The 19,950-nt window shown below is 56.0% G+C and carries 16 protein-coding genes; 1 reads left to right on the forward strand and 15 read right to left on the reverse strand.

From position 1 onward, the window contains the following. Positions 1-32 precede the first annotated feature (32 nt). Positions 33-2,099 (forward strand): hypothetical protein, encoded by a 2,067-nt coding sequence (locus BQ5383_RS04395; RefSeq protein ID WP_071429576.1) that lies wholly within the window; start codon positions 33-35, stop codon positions 2,097-2,099. 372 nt (positions 2,100-2,471) lie between these two features. On the opposite strand, the gene BQ5383_RS19955 is transcribed toward BQ5383_RS04395, so the two are convergent. The 15 genes from BQ5383_RS19955 to glmM all read right to left on the reverse strand — a co-directional run bounded on the left by BQ5383_RS19955 (position 2,472) and on the right by glmM (position 18,932). Next, complete coding sequence (locus BQ5383_RS19955) at positions 2,472-2,636, reverse strand: sporulation transcriptional regulator SpoIIID (RefSeq protein WP_420835661.1); 165 nt, start codon at positions 2,634-2,636, stop codon at positions 2,472-2,474. Positions 2,637-3,310: 674 nt separating this feature from the next. Then, positions 3,311-3,946 carry a uracil phosphoribosyltransferase gene (upp, locus tag BQ5383_RS04400; protein WP_071429578.1) on the reverse strand — a complete coding sequence of 212 codons (636 nt, stop codon included), beginning with the start codon at positions 3,944-3,946 and terminating at the stop codon, positions 3,311-3,313. Positions 3,947-3,962: 16 nt separating this feature from the next. After that, a complete protein-coding gene (tsaB, locus tag BQ5383_RS04405) occupies positions 3,963-4,706 on the reverse strand; it encodes a tRNA (adenosine(37)-N6)-threonylcarbamoyltransferase complex dimerization subunit type 1 TsaB (RefSeq protein WP_071429580.1) in 744 nt (247 codons plus the stop codon). Beyond that, positions 4,703-5,125: a tRNA (adenosine(37)-N6)-threonylcarbamoyltransferase complex ATPase subunit type 1 TsaE gene (gene tsaE / locus BQ5383_RS04410; RefSeq protein WP_071429582.1), complete on the reverse strand. Its 423-nt coding sequence runs from the start codon at positions 5,123-5,125 to the stop codon at positions 4,703-4,705. The genes tsaB and tsaE overlap by 4 nt, the downstream gene beginning before the upstream one ends. 33 nt (positions 5,126-5,158) lie before the next feature. Continuing rightward, the gene (locus tag BQ5383_RS04415) at positions 5,159-6,829 is read right to left on the reverse strand and encodes a formate--tetrahydrofolate ligase (RefSeq protein WP_071429584.1); all 1,671 of its coding nucleotides are present in this window, start codon (positions 6,827-6,829) and stop codon (positions 5,159-5,161) included. Positions 6,830-7,773: 944 nt separating this feature from the next. Continuing rightward, a complete protein-coding gene (locus BQ5383_RS04420) occupies positions 7,774-8,151 on the reverse strand; it encodes a hypothetical protein (RefSeq protein ID WP_071429586.1) in 378 nt (125 codons plus the stop codon). Positions 8,152-8,287: 136 nt separating this feature from the next. Then, positions 8,288-10,579 carry an ATP-dependent Clp protease ATP-binding subunit gene (locus BQ5383_RS04425; RefSeq protein ID WP_235821934.1) on the reverse strand — a complete coding sequence of 764 codons (2,292 nt, stop codon included), beginning with the start codon at positions 10,577-10,579 and terminating at the stop codon, positions 8,288-8,290. Between the two features lie 318 nt (positions 10,580-10,897). Then, positions 10,898-11,650 (reverse strand): hypothetical protein, encoded by a 753-nt coding sequence (locus tag BQ5383_RS04435; protein WP_071429590.1) that lies wholly within the window; start codon positions 11,648-11,650, stop codon positions 10,898-10,900. Between the two features lie 236 nt (positions 11,651-11,886). Further along, on the reverse strand, positions 11,887-13,041 hold the full coding sequence (locus BQ5383_RS04440; RefSeq protein ID WP_071429592.1) for a DUF5711 family protein: 1,155 nt from the start codon (positions 13,039-13,041) through the stop codon (positions 11,887-11,889). Between the two features lie 28 nt (positions 13,042-13,069). Then, positions 13,070-13,858, reverse strand: coding sequence for a tRNA pseudouridine(38-40) synthase TruA (truA, locus tag BQ5383_RS04445; RefSeq protein ID WP_235821935.1), 789 nt, complete (start codon positions 13,856-13,858; stop codon positions 13,070-13,072). A 13-nt stretch (positions 13,859-13,871) separates the two neighbouring features. Further along, a complete protein-coding gene (locus BQ5383_RS04450) occupies positions 13,872-14,684 on the reverse strand; it encodes an energy-coupling factor transporter transmembrane component T family protein (protein WP_071429594.1) in 813 nt (270 codons plus the stop codon). Then, on the reverse strand, positions 14,681-15,547 hold the full coding sequence (locus BQ5383_RS04455; RefSeq protein ID WP_071429596.1) for an energy-coupling factor transporter ATPase: 867 nt from the start codon (positions 15,545-15,547) through the stop codon (positions 14,681-14,683). Before BQ5383_RS04455 ends, BQ5383_RS04450 begins: the two co-directional genes overlap by 4 nt. Next, entirely contained in the window at positions 15,544-16,404 is an 861-nt protein-coding gene (locus BQ5383_RS04460) for an energy-coupling factor transporter ATPase (protein ID WP_076944437.1), read from the reverse strand. Before BQ5383_RS04460 ends, BQ5383_RS04455 begins: the two co-directional genes overlap by 4 nt. Before the next feature lie 272 nt (positions 16,405-16,676). After that, complete coding sequence (locus tag BQ5383_RS04465) at positions 16,677-17,555, reverse strand: class I SAM-dependent methyltransferase (protein WP_071429598.1); 879 nt, start codon at positions 17,553-17,555, stop codon at positions 16,677-16,679. Between the two features lie 27 nt (positions 17,556-17,582). Next, positions 17,583-18,932 carry a phosphoglucosamine mutase gene (glmM, locus tag BQ5383_RS04470; protein WP_071429600.1) on the reverse strand — a complete coding sequence of 450 codons (1,350 nt, stop codon included), beginning with the start codon at positions 18,930-18,932 and terminating at the stop codon, positions 17,583-17,585. Between the last annotated feature and the right edge of the window lie 1,018 nt (positions 18,933-19,950).

Raw genomic sequence — 19,950 nt, forward strand, 5'->3', positions numbered from 1 at the left:
TTGATAGTTTGGGATGAAATGGAGGGAACAACTTGACCGGCGAAATGGGTGTGGCGCTCGACCTAATGCGACTTGAGGGTATTTGTAAAATGCTATTAGAAAGTCTTGAAGCAGATGAATTGGAGACTAAATTTCTTGCTGTAACAGGACAACAAAAAGTTGAAAATATTAAAAATTCCCTTCTGAAATTGACCAAAGCCGAATTGCGCCAGATTGTCGAGTTATCGCCTACAATTACAGAGTCGGTTATAAAAAAGTACTACAATGAATATCGTTATGGCCGAAAACCAGGATTTGTATTATTCTGGGCAAGCGGCTTTATCGGGAAATCAATAAATGAAGAACAATTGAAAAATGACCTGCAAAGAGTTCTTTCTGGCAAAACCTATAAAGAGGATGCGAAGTTTAAAGATTTGAAGTGCGTTGCCGCAACTAGCTGGAAAGAAAGCGAATCAACGGTTTTTGAGATAGGGCTCAGCTACTTAAAAAAATATTCTTTCATAACGGCAGACAACAACTTCGATTACATTCATGAGTTGACAGATTGTTTCGCATGGATAAATGCTGAAAAAGGATTTGTTGCCCTCTACAATATGCCCCCGTCCATTGAAGGTATTATAAAGCAGGCTGTTTTTCATTTATACGGTGTAAAGATGCTTGGCTTATCGCTAAATAGGAGTGTGTTAGACACGATCTTCGATCCAGACAATAGAAAAAAGATGTCTTTGACACATTATAGTTCTGATAGTGAAAAACCTCAAAAGGCCACATTTTCAGACCCAGATTTGGCCTCAAAGCAGGAATCTATTCTAGCTGATTATGATGGATATGATATTGCATCTTCACTCTATAGTGAAGGAATCGATGACGACACAACAGCTATTCTTGGAATTAATAGTCATCGTGGAAAACTCTATATAAACAGAAATTTGACTACTACACAGTTCCGACAATGGAGCGTTCGCCGTATCAACACTATTATTGACTATTTTACTGATGTTTTCACAGACGAAGGAATAGATAAGATTGACCACATCCAACTCTTTAACGGAGCTACGTGGGGAAGACTACGCACTTCAGCAAGAGATATGCTGAACAATTTGGCGAAATGTATTTTGATCTGTAAGCAAAAAGGACTAACAAGTTATCCAATTTCAATTGAATCGTCTAATATGTTCTGGACATTCAAAAATAAAATTGACTATTGTTTCTTGTTAAACTGCGATAATTGTAACGAAACCGTAATTCCTTCGTGTCCCAATTGTAGCAAGAGTATATTTACTTTGACAAAAAACGGCATAATTTGTCAATCCTGTGGTGAAACTGTACATTCATTTCGATGTGAGTGTGGACATATCAATACAACATCTTCTGTCGAAGATTGCTTATCTGTGACACTCAAAGATGAATTTGCATCTTCGATAATACAGGAGTTACAGACGGTTGTCCCTTCAATATCTTTAGCGGAGAATGAGTTCCTAGCTATACACAATGGTTATTTGCACATCATGTGCTCTGACGGATATAAGAGACTGCTTCCTAAAGATATTCAAACCTTTGAACCACTGTATGCATTTACTTTGAATCAGTCAATTATTGATAACGCAAATTCTGTCCTAAGCCACTTAAAAGAAAAATGTAATCGACATCCAACGAATGAGATGTGCCAATCTTGTAAATATAAGACTCCTTCGACTCCTAGCGATTTAAAATGTTTGCAACAGCTATTTTGTGTCTTTAATGATTTTACGCCCAAACCACATCAAGGACAAGAATATGGCGATATTTCTATAAGTGTCATGTATGAGGGGCGGAAATGTAATCTGCAAGGGATCATGAAATCTCAAACAAGCAAAATAACGCGATCATCAACTGTAGGCCGCGAGATTACAGATCAGGTTATAAAAGGCTTGGTAGATAATCGTACAGATATAATTTCCGTTATTGTACCTGCGTTATTAGACGACCAGCTGATAGAAACATTATTGACCTTGGCGCGTCGGTTTAATAAAAAGCTCCTATTCCTTGACTCGGATTTTATGTATCGACTTGAGTATTACTATGAGCTAAAAATAGCGCAAAGCAAAACTCAACCATGAACAAGTGCCGGTTATATCCCCGCTGCCACTCCCGAAACCGCCCAGTTTTTTGCTCATTCCCATTCGCAAAAACCTGCCCGTTTTCCTGCCGGGCAAAGCGAGTGTTTCCATCCGGCAAAACCCTCATTTTACCCGCCAGCCGTGACAGCAGGTATAACACACTACACTTTGCAAGCAAAGCCGTGTGCCAAAGGGAGGCCCCTTTGGGAACCCCAGTTTTGTCGGAAAGCCGATACAGCCTACACAAAAGTGCGGCTATACCCCACCCCTCCAAAACGCAAGCAGGCGGCATAGGCCAGCCCGTCCCCGGTGCTAATCTATGCCGCCTACTTGCCTGTATGGGCGCTTACTGTATCGCCCATATCAACCGTTCTAATTTATCACTTCCATATGTACCGTTGATTTTGAAATGTCGAATTTTTTGGCTGTATCCCGGACTGTCGCTCCGGTGTCGATGATGTATTGGGCAAAGCGGACGGCTCTGTCCTCCGGCAAGCCTTTCAAACCTGTACCCCCTCTGTCACGTTGTCTTACCACCAATTTATGCGGAAAATACAGGCGGTATGCGGAAGGAAGCAACAGGTATTTTTTATAAAATCGCAGTCACCCTTCTTCTTTTAGAAAAAAGGCTGGATAACAAACTAAGGGCCCGGCATAAGCCGGGCCCCAGACTGTAAGAATTATTGCAAAGTGCAAACAAAATTCAAAAACCATAAAAATCAGGACATGCGCCTGACTTTTATACCACGACCCGCGCCCACCAGGGCGCGAAACCGGGGGTATCACCGATGGTTTCGCCAGGAACCTGCGGCGTATCCAGGGGGACTGGGTCCCCCTGGAAGTGTGCCGAACCCCTTCGGCACACTCAGAGGGACATGTGCCTGATTTTTATACCACGACCCGCGCCCTCCGGGGCGCGAAACCGGGGGTATCGCCGCTGGTTTCGCCAGGAACCTGCGGCGTATCTAGGGGGACCGGGTCCCCCTGGAAGTGTGCCGAATGCCTTCGGCACACTCAGAGGGACATGCGCCTGATTTTTATACTACGACCCGTGCCCACTGGGGCGCGAAACCGGGGGTATCGCCGCTGGTTTCGCCAGGAACCTGCGGCGTATCCAGGGGGACCGGGTCCCCCTGGAAGTGTGCCGAACTTTTTTCGGCACACCAAAGGGCCCGGCATAAGCCGGGCCCCCACAGTCCAAAAATATTCTTTTATTTGGTGCCGAAGATGCGGTCGCCGGCATCTCCCAGACCAGGAACAATGTACTTGTCGCCGTTAAGGTGATCATCCAGAGCGCCGCAATAAACCTGCACATCGGGATGGGCCTTGGAAAGGGCATTCATTCCCTCAGGAGCAGCAATAATGCACATGAACTTGATGTTCTTTACGCCCCGGGCTTTGATCTGAGTGATGGCGTCAATGGCACTGCCGCCGGTAGCCAGCATGGGGTCCAGAACAATGACATCCCGCTCAGCGATATCGCTGGGCAGCTTGCAGTAATATTCCACCGGCTGCGCGGTCTCATGATCCCGGTACAGTCCGATATGGCCCACCTTGGCGGCGGGTACCAGGGTCAGCACGCCATCCAGCATGCCCATGCCTGCCCGAAGGATGGGGACAAATGCCAGCTTGCGGCCGGAAAGATGCTTCGCGGTCATGGGGCCCATGGGGGTATGGATTTCCACATCCTCCAGAGTCAGGTCTCTGGTGGCCTCATAACAGATGAGGGCAGCGATCTCCGAAGTAAGGGCTCTGAACTCCTTGGAACCGGTTTTTTCATCCCGGAGGATGGAAAGCTTGTGCTGGATCAGGGGATGGTCCATAATGAAAGGTTTGTTTTGTGCCATGAATGTTTCCTCCCGTTCATTCCTTCCCGGCCTGGGCAAGTGACGGTGTGCCCTCGCTCCCTTGGCTGGTGCGTTTGAGAAGCTCCCGCTCTGCCTGAGGCAGCCGCAGATAGGTGGGGGTCAGTTCCCCGCAGGAAACCCCTTCTCCGGCGGCGTAATGCTCCAGGGCGCAGGCTCCCACTGAAGAGGCCCGCTGGAGGCGCAGATGCGGCGGGGCAAGCCTCAGCTGCGGCAGCTTATCCAAGAGTTGATTATAACACATTTCTGCCCTATCGCCAACCAGGAAAAGAGGTTTTTCTTCCTTTTCCAACACTTTTCCCAGCTCTTCCAGGGAGATGGCCTCATCGGGGCTCAGCCGCTCCACACGTCCCTCCGACAGAGAAAAGCGTGCGGTATACACCTGACGGCACCGGGCGTCCATTACCGCCACGGCAATGCCTTCAAAGCCACGGAGATTATAGGCCAGGGCCTCCAGGGTGGAGACTCCCACGCAGGGCTTGTCCGCGCCGAAGGCCATTCCCTTCACCGCAGCCAGACCGATGCGCAGCCCGGTAAAGGAACCGGGGCCGTTGGACACCGCCAGCAGATCCAGCTGCGGAAGGGACAGGCCGGTATCCGCCAGCAGCTGCTGGGTCATAGGCAGCAGCGTCTGGCTGTGGGTCTGGGCAGTGCTGAGGAAGAACTCTCCTACCACCCGCTGATCCTCCAGCAGTGCGGCGGAGGCCGCCACGGCGGAGCTTTCCAATGCTAGCAGCTTCAAAAACGTTCATCTCCTGTAATGGTAATGGTGCGCTCGTCCCCTTCCCCCTTTTGGAACTCCACGGTGATGTGGGGGGACGGCAAAGCCTCTTCAATATTTTCGCTCCACTCCACCGCCAAAATGCAGCCCTGATCCAGATAGTCAAAAAAGCCGGTGGAATACAGGTCGCCCATGGTGGTGATGCGGTACATATCAAAGTGGCACAGGGGAATGGGACCGCCGTATTCATGGACCAGGGTAAAGGTAGGGCTGGAGACCCAGGCGCTGCTGCCCAGGCCCTCCGCCAGACCTACGGTAAAGGTGGTTTTTCCGGCGGCCATCTCTCCCCGATAAGCGATCAGGTCACCGGGGCGCAGAAGCTTGGCCAGCTGCCGTCCCGCCTCTATCGTCTCCTGGGGAGAATGGGTATGGATGATCATAGAGGGTAAAACTCCGTTCTTTCAGATTGAGGCTCAGAACAGCCCCTGGATGTTGCCCGCCTCGTCCACATCGATGAGCGCCGCGGCGGGAGCCTTGGGCAGACCGGGCATGGTCATGATATCACCGGTGAGGGCTACCACAAATCCGGCGCCGTTGGACAGGCGAACATCCCGCACGGTGATGGTAAAGCCGGTGGGACGGCCCAGCTTCTTCTGGTCATCGGAAAGGGAATACTGGGTTTTGGCGATGCACACCGGCAGGCTGTCCCCGCCCAGGGCGGCAATGTCCTTCATGGCCTTCCGGGCGGAAGCGGTGTAGGAAACACCATCGGCGCCATAGATGGTCTTGGCGATGGTTTCGATCTTGCTCTCAATGGTGCCGGAAGCGGCGTCATAAATGGGATGGAAGGCGCTGGGCTTCTCACAGGCGGCCACGATCTTCTCCGCCAGGGCCTTGCCGCCCTCGCCGCCCTTGGCAAACACCTCCGACAGGGCAAAATCCGCACCCCGGGCGGTGCAGTATTCCTCGATGGCGGAAAGCTCCTCATCACTGTCGCTGAGGAAGCGGTTGATGGCTACCACCACCGGTACGCCGTACTTCTGCATATTGTCGATATGGGCGCCCAGGTTGCACAGACCCGCTTTCAGGGCTTCCACATTGGGCTGGGCCACATCTGCCTTGGCCACGCCGCCGTTATATTTCAGCGCCCGGACGGTAGCCACCAGCACAATGCAGCTGGGGGCAAGGCCCGCTGTCTGGCACTTGATGTCCAGGAATTTCTCCGCACCCAGGTCGGAACCGAAGCCCGCCTCGGTGATGGTGTAATCCGCCAGCTTCAGCGCCAGCTTGGTGGCCCGCACCGAGTTGCAGCCATGGGCGATGTTGGCAAAGGGGCCGCCGTGCATCAGGCAGGGGGTATTTTCCAGTGTCTGGACCAGGTTGGGCTTCAGAGCGTCCTTGAGCAGAGCTGTCATGGCCCCTTCCGCCTGAAGCTGGCGGGCATACACCGGCTCGCCGCTGTAGGTATAGGCCACCAGAATCCGGCCCAGTCTGGCCTTCAGGTCCGGCAGATCCGCCGCCAGGCAAAGGATCGCCATGATCTCGCTGGCCACGGTGATGTTGAAGCCGTCCTCACGGGGAACACCATTCATCTTGCCGCCCAGGCCCACCACAATGTTCCGCAGGGCCCGGTCATTCATATCCATGCAGCGTTTGAAGAGGATCCGCCGGGGATCGATACCCAGGGTATTGCCCTGCTGGAGATGGTTGTCCAGCAGCGCGCAGAGAAGGTTGTTGGCAGCGGTGATGGCGTGCATATCGCCGGTGAAGTGGAGATTGATGTCCTCCATGGGGATCACCTGAGCATAGCCGCCGCCGGCCGCGCCGCCCTTGATGCCAAAAACCGGTCCCAGGGAAGGCTCCCGCAGGGCGATGATGGCCTTTTTGCCGATCAGGGGCATAGCCTCGCCGATGCCCACAGTAGTGGTGGTCTTGCCCTCGCCCATGGGGGTGGGGTTGATGGCTGTCACCAGTACCAGCTTGCCGTCGGGACGGTCCGCCATGGAACGGATGAAACTTTCACTGATCTTGGCCTTGGTGCGTCCATAGGGCTCCAGCTCCTCCAGGGGGATGCCGATGGATGCGGCAATTTCGGTGATGGGCTTGGCTGTGGCTTGCTGCGCGATCTGAATATCAGAAAGCATGGAACAATTCCTCCTTCATATTCCCTTCGATTCCCCGGGGCCTGTGCCCCTGCCGTAACAGTTCTATTATAATGCCTCGGGCTCCCTGCCGCAAGTGCTGCCGAAAAATGGAGGTGCTTTTTTATATGAGGCGGGAGGCTGATGACCGGCAAGGAAATGTGTCCTTACATCTTTTGAAAGAAAATGATGGGGGATGCGCCCAAAGGGACTCGTCCCTTTGGAAATCCATTGTTGAGGCAATAGCGATCAGGTTAGTCCCGCAAACAGCCTGCCGCTGTTTTGGCTGGTACCTTTCAGTGTTAAGGGGAACGGATGGAGGGATAGTTTCAGCTCCTGTGTTGGTATAGGCAGTACTGCCCGCTCGCCGGTTGTCCGGGTAAAGCCCGACAATCCACTCGCTGCTCTGGGTGGGGATTTGTTCTCTGTCCTGGATAGCTGCTGGCTAAAAGTTGGTGCTGGGGGAACGCCCAAAGGGACTCGTCCCTTTGGAATCCCGTAGTTGAGGCCGTAGCGAGTGAGTTAGTCCGGCCGACAGCCTGCCGCTGTTTTGGATGGTACCTTTTAGGTTTAAGGGGAACGGGTGGGAGGGATGGTTTCTGCTCCTGGCTGGCGTGGACAGTATCGCCCGCTCGCCGGTTGTCGGGGTAAAGCCCGACAATCCACTCGCTTCTTTGGTGGAAGAGTTGGCCGCCGAAGGCGGCCAAAGGGGGGCGGCGGATAAACCGCCGCCCCCCTCACCTTAGGAAAAAATTCAATCAGATACAGGAATTTGAAATCTGGTTTTACCAAAAAGCAAATTCATATTCCACACAGCGGAATCCCCTCCTGAAAGAATACCGGATGTTTTTGATATACACAAACTCCCCCACACCTAAGGCATGGGGGAGTTCTGTTTCAAAAAAGAGGGACAGACTGGATGGAAAAGATCATTTCTTCGGCATCTTTCAGTTCTCAAACTCAATGATGCTTTTCAGTCTTTCAGGAACTTGCTCCAGGGGCTCCAGCGGAAAATCTCCCCACTGGGTACGGAGGGCAGGCGCCGGAACCTTATAAAGAAAGAATACCACTCTGGAAAAATTCGCATCCTCAGCAGGGCAGTCAAAGGTCTCGCAGACTTTTTCAGTCCCTTCCTCGTTGAGATACTGCTCCATATAGGGACACTGCCAATTGCTGGGGCTGACCCCTTCCTGGGGAACGCAGATAGCATCCCAATGGATCTCACCCGGGGAACAGTCCAGCAGCATTTCCACCATGCACCATTCCTCATTGTAATCATAGCATCCATAACAGGAAACGATATTCTTCTCTTGCAACTCAAGCATCTCCCTTGCTCCTGTTTGGGCAGAGGACTGCATCCATCAGGCCGGGATTTTTCCCAACCCGTATACAATGCCTGTTGCCCCCTTACAGACTGCGGCTAATGGGACGCTCTTCCAGATCAAAGGGAAAATATCTTTTTTATGCGGTCTCAATGACGATCTTGCCGTCCTTCACCACCGCTTTCATCAGAGCGGGATGATCCTCCGGGTGCTCTGCCAGCATCAGGCAGATGGGGTCCTCCACTGTGCGCCGCAGCTCCTTGCGGATGTCACGTGCGCCGTTGCGGTGGCCGTATGCCTCCTGGGCAATGAGCGCCAGGGCTTCATCGGAGCAGTCAAAGTGAACTCCCCGCTCCAGCAAACCGGGCTTCAGCTCGTCGGCCATCAGCCGGGCGATCTTCTTAAAGTCCTCCTGATCCAAGGGCCGGAACACCACGATCTCATCCACACGGGCCAGGAATTCCGGACGCAGGAAGTCCCGCAGGGCGGTGAGCGCCTTGTCCTTTGCGGCGTCATAGGGCTGCTTGTTGAAGCCCATGGCCCCATCCTTCCGCTGGCTTCCGGCGTTGGAGGTCATGATGATGATGGTATTTTCAAAGGAGACATCCCTGCCCTGGGCGTCGGTGATATGGCCCTCGTCCAGGATCTGCAGCAGGATGTTCATCACATCAGGATGAGCCTTTTCGATCTCGTCCAGCAGCACGATGGAATAGGGGCGGCGGCGCACCTTTTCAGTCAGCTGTCCCGCTTCATCATAACCCACATAGCCGGGGGGTGAACCGATGATCCGGGAAACGGAGTGTTTCTCCATAAACTCGGACATATCCAGACGGATAAGAGGCTCCACATTATCAAACAGCTGCTGGCTGAGGACCTTCACCAGCTCGGTTTTGCCCACACCGGTGGGGCCCACAAAGATAAAGGAAGCAGGACGTTTTTTGGGGCTGATCCGCACCCGGCTGCGGCGCACCGCCGCGGAAACGGTGTCGATGGCTTCCTTTTGACCGATGATCTTTTTGGACAGGTTCTCCTCCAGGTCCGCCACCCGGCGCACCTCGGTCTCCTTGATCTTGCTGGCGGGAATCCCCGTCCACAGCTGGATGACCCGGGCAAAATCGTCCTCGGTCACAGGATGGTTCAGGGCGGTTTTGGACAGCTCTTCCAACTGCTGCTCCATCTGAGCCGCCTGAGCTTTCATTCCCGCCAGGGCTTCATAATCCACTTCGGTCTGCTTTTCGGTGTCGGCGATCTTCTGGTCCAGCTCCACCTTTTCCTTGTACAGCCGGTCATACTCCGCCAGCTCCTTGTTTTCCAGGGAAGCGCAGGAGCAGGCCTCATCCAGCAGGTCGATGGCCTTGTCCGGCAGGAAACGGTCATTGATATACCGCTCTGCCAGCACTACCGCCCGTTCCGCCATCTGATCGCTCACCGACACCCGATGGTAGCTTTCATAATATTGCCGCACGCCCTTGAGGATCTGAATGGCATCGCTGATGGTGGGTTCCGCCACCTTCACTGTCTGGAAGCGGCGCTCCAGAGCGGCGTCCTTCTCAATGTTCTTGCGGTATTCATTAAAGGTGGTAGCGCCGATCACCTGAATCTCTCCCCTGGAAAGGGCAGGCTTGAGGATGTTGGCGGCGTTCATGGAGCCCTCGCTGTCCCCCACTCCCACCAGGGTATGGACCTCGTCAATAAAGAGAATGGCTTTGCCGTGCTTTTTCACATCCTCCACCAGGCCCTTGACCCGGCTTTCAAACTGGCCCCGGAACTGGGTGCCTGCCCCCAGGCGGGTGAGGTCCAGCAGAAAAATTTCCTTACCCGCCAGCTTGGAGGGACCCTGTCCCGCCACGATCCGCTGAGCGATTCCCTCGGCGATGGCGGTTTTGCCCACACCCGGCTCACCAATGAGGCAGGGATTATTTTTGGTGCGGCGGTTGAGGGTCTGGATAAACCGGTAAATCTCCTCTTCCCCGCCGATGACCGGGTCCATGCGACCCTGGGCGGCCTTTTCATTGAGGTTTTCACAGAAGCCCTCCAGGAACTTGTAGCGGGGCCGCTGGGGTTCTTTCTGATCCCTGGAGTTCTCTTTTTTCTCCTTTTCATCCCGGCGGCGGATGGCATTGTCATCGGAGCTCTTCTGCTCCCCGGTGTTGAAGATGTTCTGCAGGAAGGGGAAAGGCATGGCGCCCCCCTGTTCAAAGAGGCCGTTTCCGTCGTCCCCCATCAGCTCCATCATCTGGTCGCTGGCGTTGTCGATGTCCTCATCGGTCAGGCCCATCCGCTCCATCATATCGTCCACCGGCTTCAGGCCCAGCTCCCGGGCGCATTTGAGACAAAGGCCCTCATTGATGGTCTGGCCGTTTTCCATCCGGGTCATATAGATTACAGCCAAACGTTTGTGGCATCGGCTGCAAAGCATATTACTGTTCATCTGTTCCTCCCATCGCCTTTCCCGCTTTTGCTCCCGGGAAAAGCCGTTGTATTCCGGGGCAGCCATGCCGCCGGTACCGGAATTTAGGATTGCCCGCCTGGGCAGTGCTATGTCTGTCAAAGAAAGGGCTTTGGAACCTCAGGGCTTCCGCTTTGGCAAAGCCGCGCCCCAAAGGTCCGGTTTTTCAAAAATTTTCGAAGGACAGTCCTTCATGGTGCCTATTATAACCATGCGCTGTGAATTTTTCATGAACGGCAGGGAAAATTTGGCTTCTCTGCCGGTACAGCATACTCTTTTGCCCGCAACCGTCCCTTGCCCCTAGAATGGCAGGGGCCAACCGGCGATCCACCGGATGAGAACGGTATCCTCCAACACCTGATAATTGAGGAAATCCAGGGAGCCCTTGGTCAGACCTACAATAAGCATCAGCAGCAGTACAGCGATATAGCCCTCGATAGCGGCCTTGACCACGCCAACCCCCAGCCCCAGCAGCTGGTTGAGCTGTCCCACCACCGGGATATGGTTGACGCCCCGTCCCAGAGACACCAAAAACCGGAACACCAAAGAAATGATGGAGAAAATCACCAAAAAACAAACCGCCTGGATGAGAAACAGTATGACCGGAGCCATTACCGTATCCACCACTGCTTCCGCCAGGGTGGAGCCTCCCGCCGCCAGGGTATCCAGCACTTTCTCAGCGGAATCGGCCAGGCTCTCGCCGCCTCCCAAAGGCATCTGTGTAATACCCACCTGTTCCAGCGCCTCATGGATGGCCTCCAGGGCCTCATCTCCCAGCTGTGCCAGCTGGCTCAGCTGCTCGGCCGATTCGGGAGAAAATCCTCCCACCTGCTCCGGCAGCTGCTGCGCCACACCGGAAATGAGGTTTTCCCGCAGCAGGGCTTCATAGATCCACCGGCTGATAGGGGCGCTGAGGATGGCCGCTCCCACATAGCCGGCTACCACACCGATGAGGCTCAGCAGTGCTGATACAAATCCCTGCCGCCAACAATTCCAGATCACTGCGATCAGGCAAAGGCCCAGCAGAAGATCCCATATAATCGCCATGCTCATTCCAAAAGGTCCTCCTTTTTCATGATGCTCCCACCCTGGGTCGAAGGAGGGGTCAAAAACGTTTCTTAACCTGCCGTTTCAGACGTTTTATCGGTATCTGAAACTTGTGGTTCATTCTTTACGACTTCGGCTGATAACAGCTGCTGTCGTTCTCATCACCTCAGAACTGCCTGTATTTTCCAGAAAACAGAAAAACACCCGCATTCAAAAGCCCGGCTGCCTCCGTTCCCCATTTATCACAGGCCCTCGTACACCAGTCCTTCCTCGGCGATACCGTACAAGTGGTTGCCTACGCTGGCCACATAGAACAGGCCTCTGCCTTCTCGGGGTTTGAGCTGAGACAAATTTTGATCCGCCAGATACAGCTGCTTGTCTGTCAGCAGAAGCAGGCGGCCGCTGTCATGCTGCATAGAGAAAATCTTCTCTCCCAGGCGGATGGTGCCGGTCTGCTGGAGCTTTTCGTCATAAGCCGCCACCAGTGCTCCCTCGGCGGCCCGATAATCGCCGCTGGCCAGATAAATATATCCTCCGGGAGAGTTTTCAAAATTGGTCAAATCCGATGGAACATCCCCTTTGGCCATTTCCACCCCGTTTTTGTCATAGATCCGCATGGAGCGGTCGGTGATCACCTGGAGCCTCCCGGAGTTGTTCCAGCACAAAGACAGCACCAGCTCATCCGGCAGCTCCACATATCCCGCTTCCTGCTCCTTGTTCAGATGATGGAAATGAAGCTGGCTGACCAGGCTGCCGTCCACCACCTGCACGCCGGCGGCGCAGAACATCTCCCCGTTCTGGTCCATGGCCAGCTGATACAGATAACATTTTCCCGTGGTCCAGCGGTACATTTCCTCACACTGGGCGTTATACACCGTCACCCGGCCCAGGCTTCCCCGCTCGCTGTCCGCTACAGCAAAAGCTCCCGTCTCACAAATGGCCCCGGCGGTGATTTTGCCCTCGGTGGTCAGCTGATACAGTTCCTCCGACTTATTGTCCACCCGCAGGCCATTGCCTCCGGCATCAAAGGTGAGCAGCTTGCCTCCGGCAGTATAGGTGACAGGAATGTTGTAGCTGTTGAGGAAGGTGGCCAGCCTCGCCCCCTTGGAGTTGTAAACATAGTTGCCGGATGTGGTGACAACGGCCACATCTTTCCCCAGAGGCAGCAGCTTTTCCACATTCATATCGTCCACCGCCACCGGGAAGCCGCCCCCCGGCTTGAGGGAGGAGAAAAAGTTCTGGGCCCTGCTGCTGAAATCCAGCTGATAGGCCACACTCCAGATCAGGAACAGGGAGAGAGCCATTGCTGCAAAAATCATCAGCATGGTGGTGCGTTTGAACACCCGCTTGATGCGGCGGCGTTTCCGCAGCTTCTCAAACTCCGTGGCCTTACCCATGGCTCTTTCCTCCCTTCTGTTTGATCATTTATGCTTTTCCTCTCGCTTCTTCCATCAGCGCTTGTGTCAGTTCTTCCCGGCTGTAGAACACCCGGTCCAGATATAGTCCCCAGGGGGAAGCGGTTTTACCCGCCAGCGTCCGGTCCCGGGAAAGGAGCAGCGGCTCCATCTCCTCCGGCTGCCGCCTTCCGGCGCATACCTCCAGAAGGGTGCCGGTGATGATCCGCACCATATTATATAAAAATCCATCCCCCGTCACCGACAGGGTAATGAGATTGCCTTCCCTGGCAGCCCGGCACCGGTAGACCGTGCGGACATGATCCTCCACACTGTCCCCTGCCGAGCAGAAGGCGGAATAATCCCAGGTCCCTTCCAGGCGGCGGGCAGCGTCGTTCATCCGCTCAAGGTCCAGAGGCCGGGGGACATGAAGGGCCAGCCCTTCCTCAAAGGGATTGCGCTCCCGGCTGTTCCAGATGCGGTAGAGGTACCGTTTGCCCACGCTGTCGTACCGGGGATGAAAATCCTCCGGCGCTTCCCGGCAGTCCAGCACCACAATATCCATAGGCAGATTCACATTCAGCGCCCGGATGATGTTGTCACAGGGAATGGTCTCCCGGCATTTGAGGCTGAGGACAAAACCCCGGGCATGAACCCCGGAATCGGTGCGGGAACAGCCCTTGATGTCATACCGGGTGCCGAAAACCGTCTCCACCGCGTCCTGAAAGGCGGCGCAGACGGTGGGCAGATTTTTCTGGACCTGAAAGCCCCGGTAGGCGGTGCCCTTATAGGCTATTGTAATCATCAGGTTTCTCATCATTTGTCGAAAATCCTCACAACACCGGGGGGAACAGGGTATTAAGGGCCAGAATCAGCCCGAACATGGCCGCCATCACCACCGCGGCGGCGGCATCCAGGGAGGACAGCCGCAGCTGTTTCATCCGGGTACGTCCCTCGCCGCCCCGATAGCAGCGGCACTCCATAGCCAAGGCCAGATCATCAGCCCGGCGGAAGGAAGAAACAAACAGTGGAATGAGGATGGGGATCAGGGCCTTGGCCCGCTGGGTCAGCCCGCCGCTCTCCAGGTCGGCGCCTCTGGCCTTCTGGGCGGACATGATCTTGTCCGTCTCCTCAATAAGGGTGGGGATGAAGCGCAGGGCGATGGTCATCATCATCGCCAGCTCATGGACCGGCATCTTCACCCGCTTCAGAGGGCTGAGCAGCCGCTCGATGCCGTCGGTGAGGGCGATGGGGCTGGTGGTATAGGTCAGCAGGGTGGTGCCGGCGATAAGGCAGATAATCCGTCCGCTCATCAGCACCGCCGTCAGCAGGCCCTCCCGTGTCACCCGGATAAAGGCCCAGCGGAACAGCTCCTGGCCGTCCACAAAGAACATATTCAGCACCGCCGTGAAAATGACGATGGGGACAATGGGCTTCAGGCTCTTGAAGATCATCTTCAGGGGGATGCGGCTGATGAGATAGCTCAGCAGCACAAACACCGCTCCGGCGATAAGCCCCGGAATATTATTTGCCACAAACAGCACCACGATATAGACCAGAGAAAGGATGATCTTGGTACGGGGGTCCAGCCGGTGAACAGGGGACTTTCCCGGGAAATACTGACCGATGGTAATATCCTTGATCACTTTTTGTCCCCTCCCTTCTCCAGCTTGCCCAGCAGCTCCCGTACCGCCTGGTCCACGGTATAAACGTTGGGGGAAACGGGGGCTCCCCGGCGGGAAAGCTCCAGAAACACCCGGGACACCTGGGGGATGGCAAGGCCCATGGCGGAAAGCTCCTCCGCCCGGCTGAAGATCCCCTCCACCGTGTCATAGGCGAACAGATGGCTGTGGTTCATCACCAGCGCCCGGTTGGCGTACCGGGCAATATCCTCCATGCTGTGGGAAACCAGCAGAATGGTGTTTTTCTTCTCCTCATGGTACTCCCGGATCTCCCCCAGAATCTGGTCCCGGCCCTTGGGGTCCAGGCCAGCGGTGGGCTCGTCCAGAATCAGTACCTCCGGGTCCATGGCCAGCACCCCGGCGATGGCCACCCGGCGCTTCTGGCCCCCGGAAAGCTCAAAGGGGCTCTTTTGCAGCTGGTCCTCGGTGAGCCCCACAAAACGGGCCGACTGGTGGACCCGCTGGTTGATCTCGTCGGGATTCAGCCCCATGTTGCCGGGGCCGAAGGCGATGTCGCTGTATACCGTCTCCCCGAACAGCTGGTACTCCGGGTACTGGAACACCAGCCCCACCTGGAAGCGGAACTGCCGCAGCTTGGATTTATCCGCCCAGATGTCCTGGCCGCCCACCAGCACCTTGCCGGAGGTGGGCTGCAAGAGGCCGTTGAAGTGCTGAATGAGGGTGGATTTGCCGGAACCGGTGTGGCCGATAACCCCCACATAGGACCCCTTCTCGATGGCCAGAGTGACCCGGTCCACCGCCGTTTTTTCAAAGGGAGTACCCTTGGAATAGGTGTAAGTCAGCTCCTGTGTTTCAATGGCGTTCATGCCCGGCTCACCCCTTTCTCCGCCAGAAGCTTCATCAGCTCCTCCACACATTCTTCCTCTGTGATAACGTCTTTACGCACATCATATCCCGCCTGACGCAGCTCGTACATCAGTTCCGTCACCTGGGGTACATCCAGGCCCACGGATTTGAGCAGCTCCACCTTGGAAAACACCTGGTTGGGCAGTCCCTCCAGAATCAGGTTGCCCTTGTCCATCACCAGCACCCGGTCGCACTGGGCCGCCTCATCCATATAGTGGGTGATGAGGATGACGGTAATGCCATATTCCTTGTTCAGCTGCCGCAGGGTGGTCATCACTTCCCGCCGGCCTTTGGGGTCCAGCATGGCGGTGGGCTCGTCCAGCACGATGCACTTGGGCCGCATGGCGATAACACCGGCGATGGCGATGCGCTGCTTCTGACCGCCGGAAAGCTGATGGGGAGCGTGCTCCCGGTATTCGTACATTCCCACCGATTTCAGCGCTTCATCCACCCGGCGGCGGATCTCCGAAGGCTCCACCCCCATGTTTTCCAGGGCAAAGGCCACATCTTCCTCCACCACGGTGGCAACGATCTGGTTGTCCGGGTTCTGGAACACCATGCCCACCGTCTGGCGGATATCGTACAGGTGGTCCTCATCGGCGGTATCCATGCCGTCCACCAGCACCCGGCCCATCCGGGGCAGCAAAACGGCGTTAAAATGCTTGGCCAGGGTGGATTTGCCGGAGCCATTGTGGCCCAGCACCGCCAGGAATTCCCCCCGGCGCACCAGGATGTCTACTCCGTCCACCACATAGCGGAAGGGTTCTTCCTCATCGTAGGAAAAGTAGATCCCGGAACCGGTAATGATGCTTTCCAATCTGCAAACCTTCTCTCTTATGGAAAATCTGTCGGCCGGGGCTTTCCCCCGGTCCGGCGATGTTGAGGGAACAAGGTCATGCCGGAAAAATCCGGCACACTTCCCGAGGGTATCCCCACACCCCCGGTTTCGCGCCACCATAAGCGCGGGTAGTGCTTAAAGTCAGGTGCTTGTCCTGATTTTTGTGGTGTTGATTTCAATGGGACGGGTACCCATCGGCAGGCCGCACCTGTAAACTGTACTGCTGTAAAAAGGATGGGCCGTCTTCCCCGTCAGAGGGAGACCTTCTCCCCGCCGTACCACAGCGCTGTGGAGCCGCAGGGAAGCACCATGCCGGAATGCTTTACCGGCAGGCCGATCTCGGAGGAATAGGTGGCGCCGCCATATTTCTTTCCCACAGTAGCCCCCAGAATATACTCCATCACCGAGGGGGAAAGACCGGTGGTGTAGCTGTTGACAGCGAAAAAGAGGGGCTTTTCCGTCAGCGCTCCGGCGCACAGCTTCACCAGGTCATAGACACAGTCCTCCAGCTTCCATACCTCGCCCCCAGGGCCCCGGCCATAGGAGGGCGGGTCCATGATGATGCCGTCATAGAGACTGCCCCGGCGGATCTCCCGTTCCACAAACTTCTGGCAGTCGTCCACGATCCAGCGGATGGGCTTGTCCTCCAGCCCTGACAGCCGCTGGTTTTCCCGGGCCCAGGACACCATCCCCTTGGAGGCGTCCACATGGCAGACCGCTGCTCCCGCCGCGGCGCAGGCCAGTGTAGCCCCGCCGGTATAAGCGAAAAGGTTCAGCACCCGCACCGGCCGTCCCGCTTCCCCAATGGTTTTGCGGAACCAGTCCCAGTTGACCGCCTGCTCCGGGAATAATCCCGTGTGCTTGAAGCCCGTGGGGCTGATACGGAAGCGCAGGTCCTTGTAGCCAATGACCCACTGCTCCTTTTTCAGCCGGTAATTCTGCCATTTGCCCCCGCCGGAGGAGGAACGGAGATAGCGGGCGTCCGCCCGATCCCATTCCGGCCCCCTGGGGGTTTTCCACAGCACCTGGGGATCCGGGCGGATGAGGGTCACATCCCCCCACCGCTCCAGCTTTTCCCCGTCGCTTGTATCTAAAACTTCAAAATCCTTCCAATCCGCTGCCGCTCTCATAAACGTCCTCCAAATCCCCCAGGATACTTATTTGAGATAGGTGGTGATAGCCCCTGCAATGGTGTCGGCGATCTGCTGAATCTCCTCCAGATCATTGCCTTCCACCATCACCCGGATAAGGGGCTCTGTGCCCGATGGCCGCAGCAGCACCCGGCCCCGGCCTTCCAGCTGCTGCTCGCAGCGGCGGACCACCTGGCCCAGTTCCACACTGTCATTGATGGCTGCTTTCATATCCCGGGTGGCTTCCACATTCACCAGCACCTGGGGCATGATGGTAATGACCTTGGCCAAATCGCTCAGGGACGCCCCGGCGTCCTTCATGGCCCGCATCAGCTGGATCGCCGAAAGCTGGCCGTCGCCGGTGGTCATGTATTCGCTGAAAATAATATGTCCCGACTGCTCGCCGCCGATGACGAAGCCCTCCCGGAGCATGGTTTCCAGCACATACCGGTCCCCCACCTTGGTGGCTCTGGTGTCGATGCCATTGTCTTTGGCAAACTGGAAAAAGCCATAGTTGCTCATCACCGTCACCACTGCTGTGTTGCCCCGCAGCCGTCCCGCGGCCTTCATATCCCGGGCAAAGATGGCGATCATCTGATCTCCGTCAATGACGTTGCCCTTCTCGTCCACCGCCAGGCACCGGTCGGCGTCCCCGTCGAATGCCACCGCCAGATCGTAGCCCCCTTCCCGGACCCGGTCACACAGCTCCGAGACATGGGTGGAACCACAGTGGTCGTTGACATTGCGGCCATCCGGCTGGTCGTTGATGAGGTCCGCCTGGGCGCCCAGCCGGCGGAACAGTTCTCCGGCAGTGGCACTGGCGCTGCCGTTGGCGCAGTCCACCAGCACCTTCATCCCCTCCAGGCCCTGAGGAACGGTGGACACCAAGTGGTCCAGATAGGCTTCCTTACCGCCGGGAATGGGCCGGAGCATCCCAACCTCATGAGCGGAGGCATAGACAAAGGGAATGCCGTGATCCAGGACGATGTCTTCGATTTCCTGCTCCTCCTCATCGGAGAGCTTGGTGCCCAAAGGTCCGAAAACCTTGATGCCGTTAAAATGGTACGGATTATGGCTGGCGGAGATCATCACCCCTGCCGCTGCCTGCTGGCGGGTGACCAGGTAGGCCACCGTAGGGGTGGGTACCACACCCAGGGGAGCCACATCCACGCCGCCGGCGCACAGGCCCGCTGTCACTGCCGCCTCGATCATATCGGAAGATGCCCGGGTATCCTTCCCCACCAGCACCAGGGGACGTCCGGCGCTCCTTTCCCGCAGCACCATAGCCAGGGCTACGCCGATTTCACTGGCAAGCTGGATGGAAAGGTCCCGGTTGGCAATGCCCCGGACACCGTCTGTACCAAATAGTCTGCCCATCTGTTTGTTCCTCCTCTTCCGGAGGGTCGTCTCCTCCGGACTGTTGTATCATAAATTCAAAATAGAAACCGCAGGTCTCGCCCACGCAAAGTCCGCTGTGCTCCTGCGCCCTGGACGGGGGGATTTTCACTTTATAATAAAAAAACACGAAAGATTGTAGGCCCGGCACAGCCGGGGAGGATTACTTTTAGCTGAGGCACTAGTTTACAGCCCTCATGCCGGGCGGGCACTTCCTTTGTAATGAAACAAAGGAAGCAAAATTCACCAGCGTACCGCTTCGCCGACACAAAGTCCGCTGTGCTCCAGCCCCCTGGGCGGGGGCTATCCGCCCGCTCCCTTGTGTCGGCTCCTCCGGGAAAAGTCACGCTTGCTTCGGCTGCTCGGTTGTAAACGCCCTCACGACGCCTCTGCTGCGCTAGCAACTTTTCCCGGGCGTTGGTTATTTCCATTGTATAAGGAAAAAAGAACGGCTGCTTTTGCTGTCCCGCCTGGTACGCTCGGAAAATCGCTTCAAGTCGCCCCTCCGCTCCGACGCGGGGACAAAGTTCATTTCGTTCCGGTCCTCTAAGCGAGGACCATCCACTCCATTTCCTTGCCCCCGCTTCTCCGAAAAAAGTCCCGCTTGCTTCGCCTGCTCGGTTGGTAAACGCCCTCACAACGGCTCCACTGCGCTAGCAACTTTTTTCGGTATGCTAAGGTAGTTTTAGTTGCCGCCTGACACACGGGGGCGGCATTCCCTCGCTCCTACCCACGGCAGGAAGTACAGATACCGCCGCCTTGCTAATACCGGAATTCCGCTGCCGCCCTCGCAGACGCAAAGTCCGCTATGCTCCGGTCCCCTGTACGGGGACCATCCGCCCGCTCCCTTGCGTCTGCTTCTCCGGAAAAAGTCACGCTTGCTCCGGCTGCTCGGTTGTAAACGTCCTCCCGACGCCTCCGCTGCGCTAGCAACTTTTTCCGGGCGACGGTGTTTTTATTTGATGCGGAACCGGTATTCCGTTGCGCGGATAAGGTAGAA

Origin of the sequence: Angelakisella massiliensis, assembly GCF_900104675.1 — a bacterium.
Lineage (GTDB): Bacteria > Bacillota > Clostridia > Oscillospirales > Ruminococcaceae > Angelakisella > Angelakisella massiliensis.

Excerpts from the sequence above, each read along its gene's own strand:
- upp (WP_071429578.1), bottom strand. The coding sequence starts at position 3,946 with ATGGCACAAAACAAACCTTTCATTATGGACCATCCCCTGATCCAGCAC.
- tsaE (WP_071429582.1), bottom strand. The coding sequence starts at position 5,125 with ATGATCATCCATACCCATTCTCCCCAGGAGACGATAGAGGCGGGACGG.
- BQ5383_RS04415 (WP_071429584.1), bottom strand. The coding sequence starts at position 6,829 with ATGCTTTCTGATATTCAGATCGCGCAGCAAGCCACAGCCAAGCCCATC.
- BQ5383_RS04420 (WP_071429586.1), bottom strand. The coding sequence starts at position 8,151 with ATGCTTGAGTTGCAAGAGAAGAATATCGTTTCCTGTTATGGATGCTAT.
- BQ5383_RS04425 (WP_235821934.1), bottom strand. The coding sequence starts at position 10,579 with ATGAACAGTAATATGCTTTGCAGCCGATGCCACAAACGTTTGGCTGTA.
- BQ5383_RS04435 (WP_071429590.1), bottom strand. The coding sequence starts at position 11,650 with ATGAGCATGGCGATTATATGGGATCTTCTGCTGGGCCTTTGCCTGATC.
- BQ5383_RS04440 (WP_071429592.1), bottom strand. The coding sequence starts at position 13,041 with ATGGGTAAGGCCACGGAGTTTGAGAAGCTGCGGAAACGCCGCCGCATC.
- truA (WP_235821935.1), bottom strand. The coding sequence starts at position 13,858 with ATGATGAGAAACCTGATGATTACAATAGCCTATAAGGGCACCGCCTAC.
- BQ5383_RS04455 (WP_071429596.1), bottom strand. The coding sequence starts at position 15,547 with ATGAACGCCATTGAAACACAGGAGCTGACTTACACCTATTCCAAGGGT.
- BQ5383_RS04465 (WP_071429598.1), bottom strand. The coding sequence starts at position 17,555 with ATGAGAGCGGCAGCGGATTGGAAGGATTTTGAAGTTTTAGATACAAGC.
- glmM (WP_071429600.1), bottom strand. The coding sequence starts at position 18,932 with ATGGGCAGACTATTTGGTACAGACGGTGTCCGGGGCATTGCCAACCGG.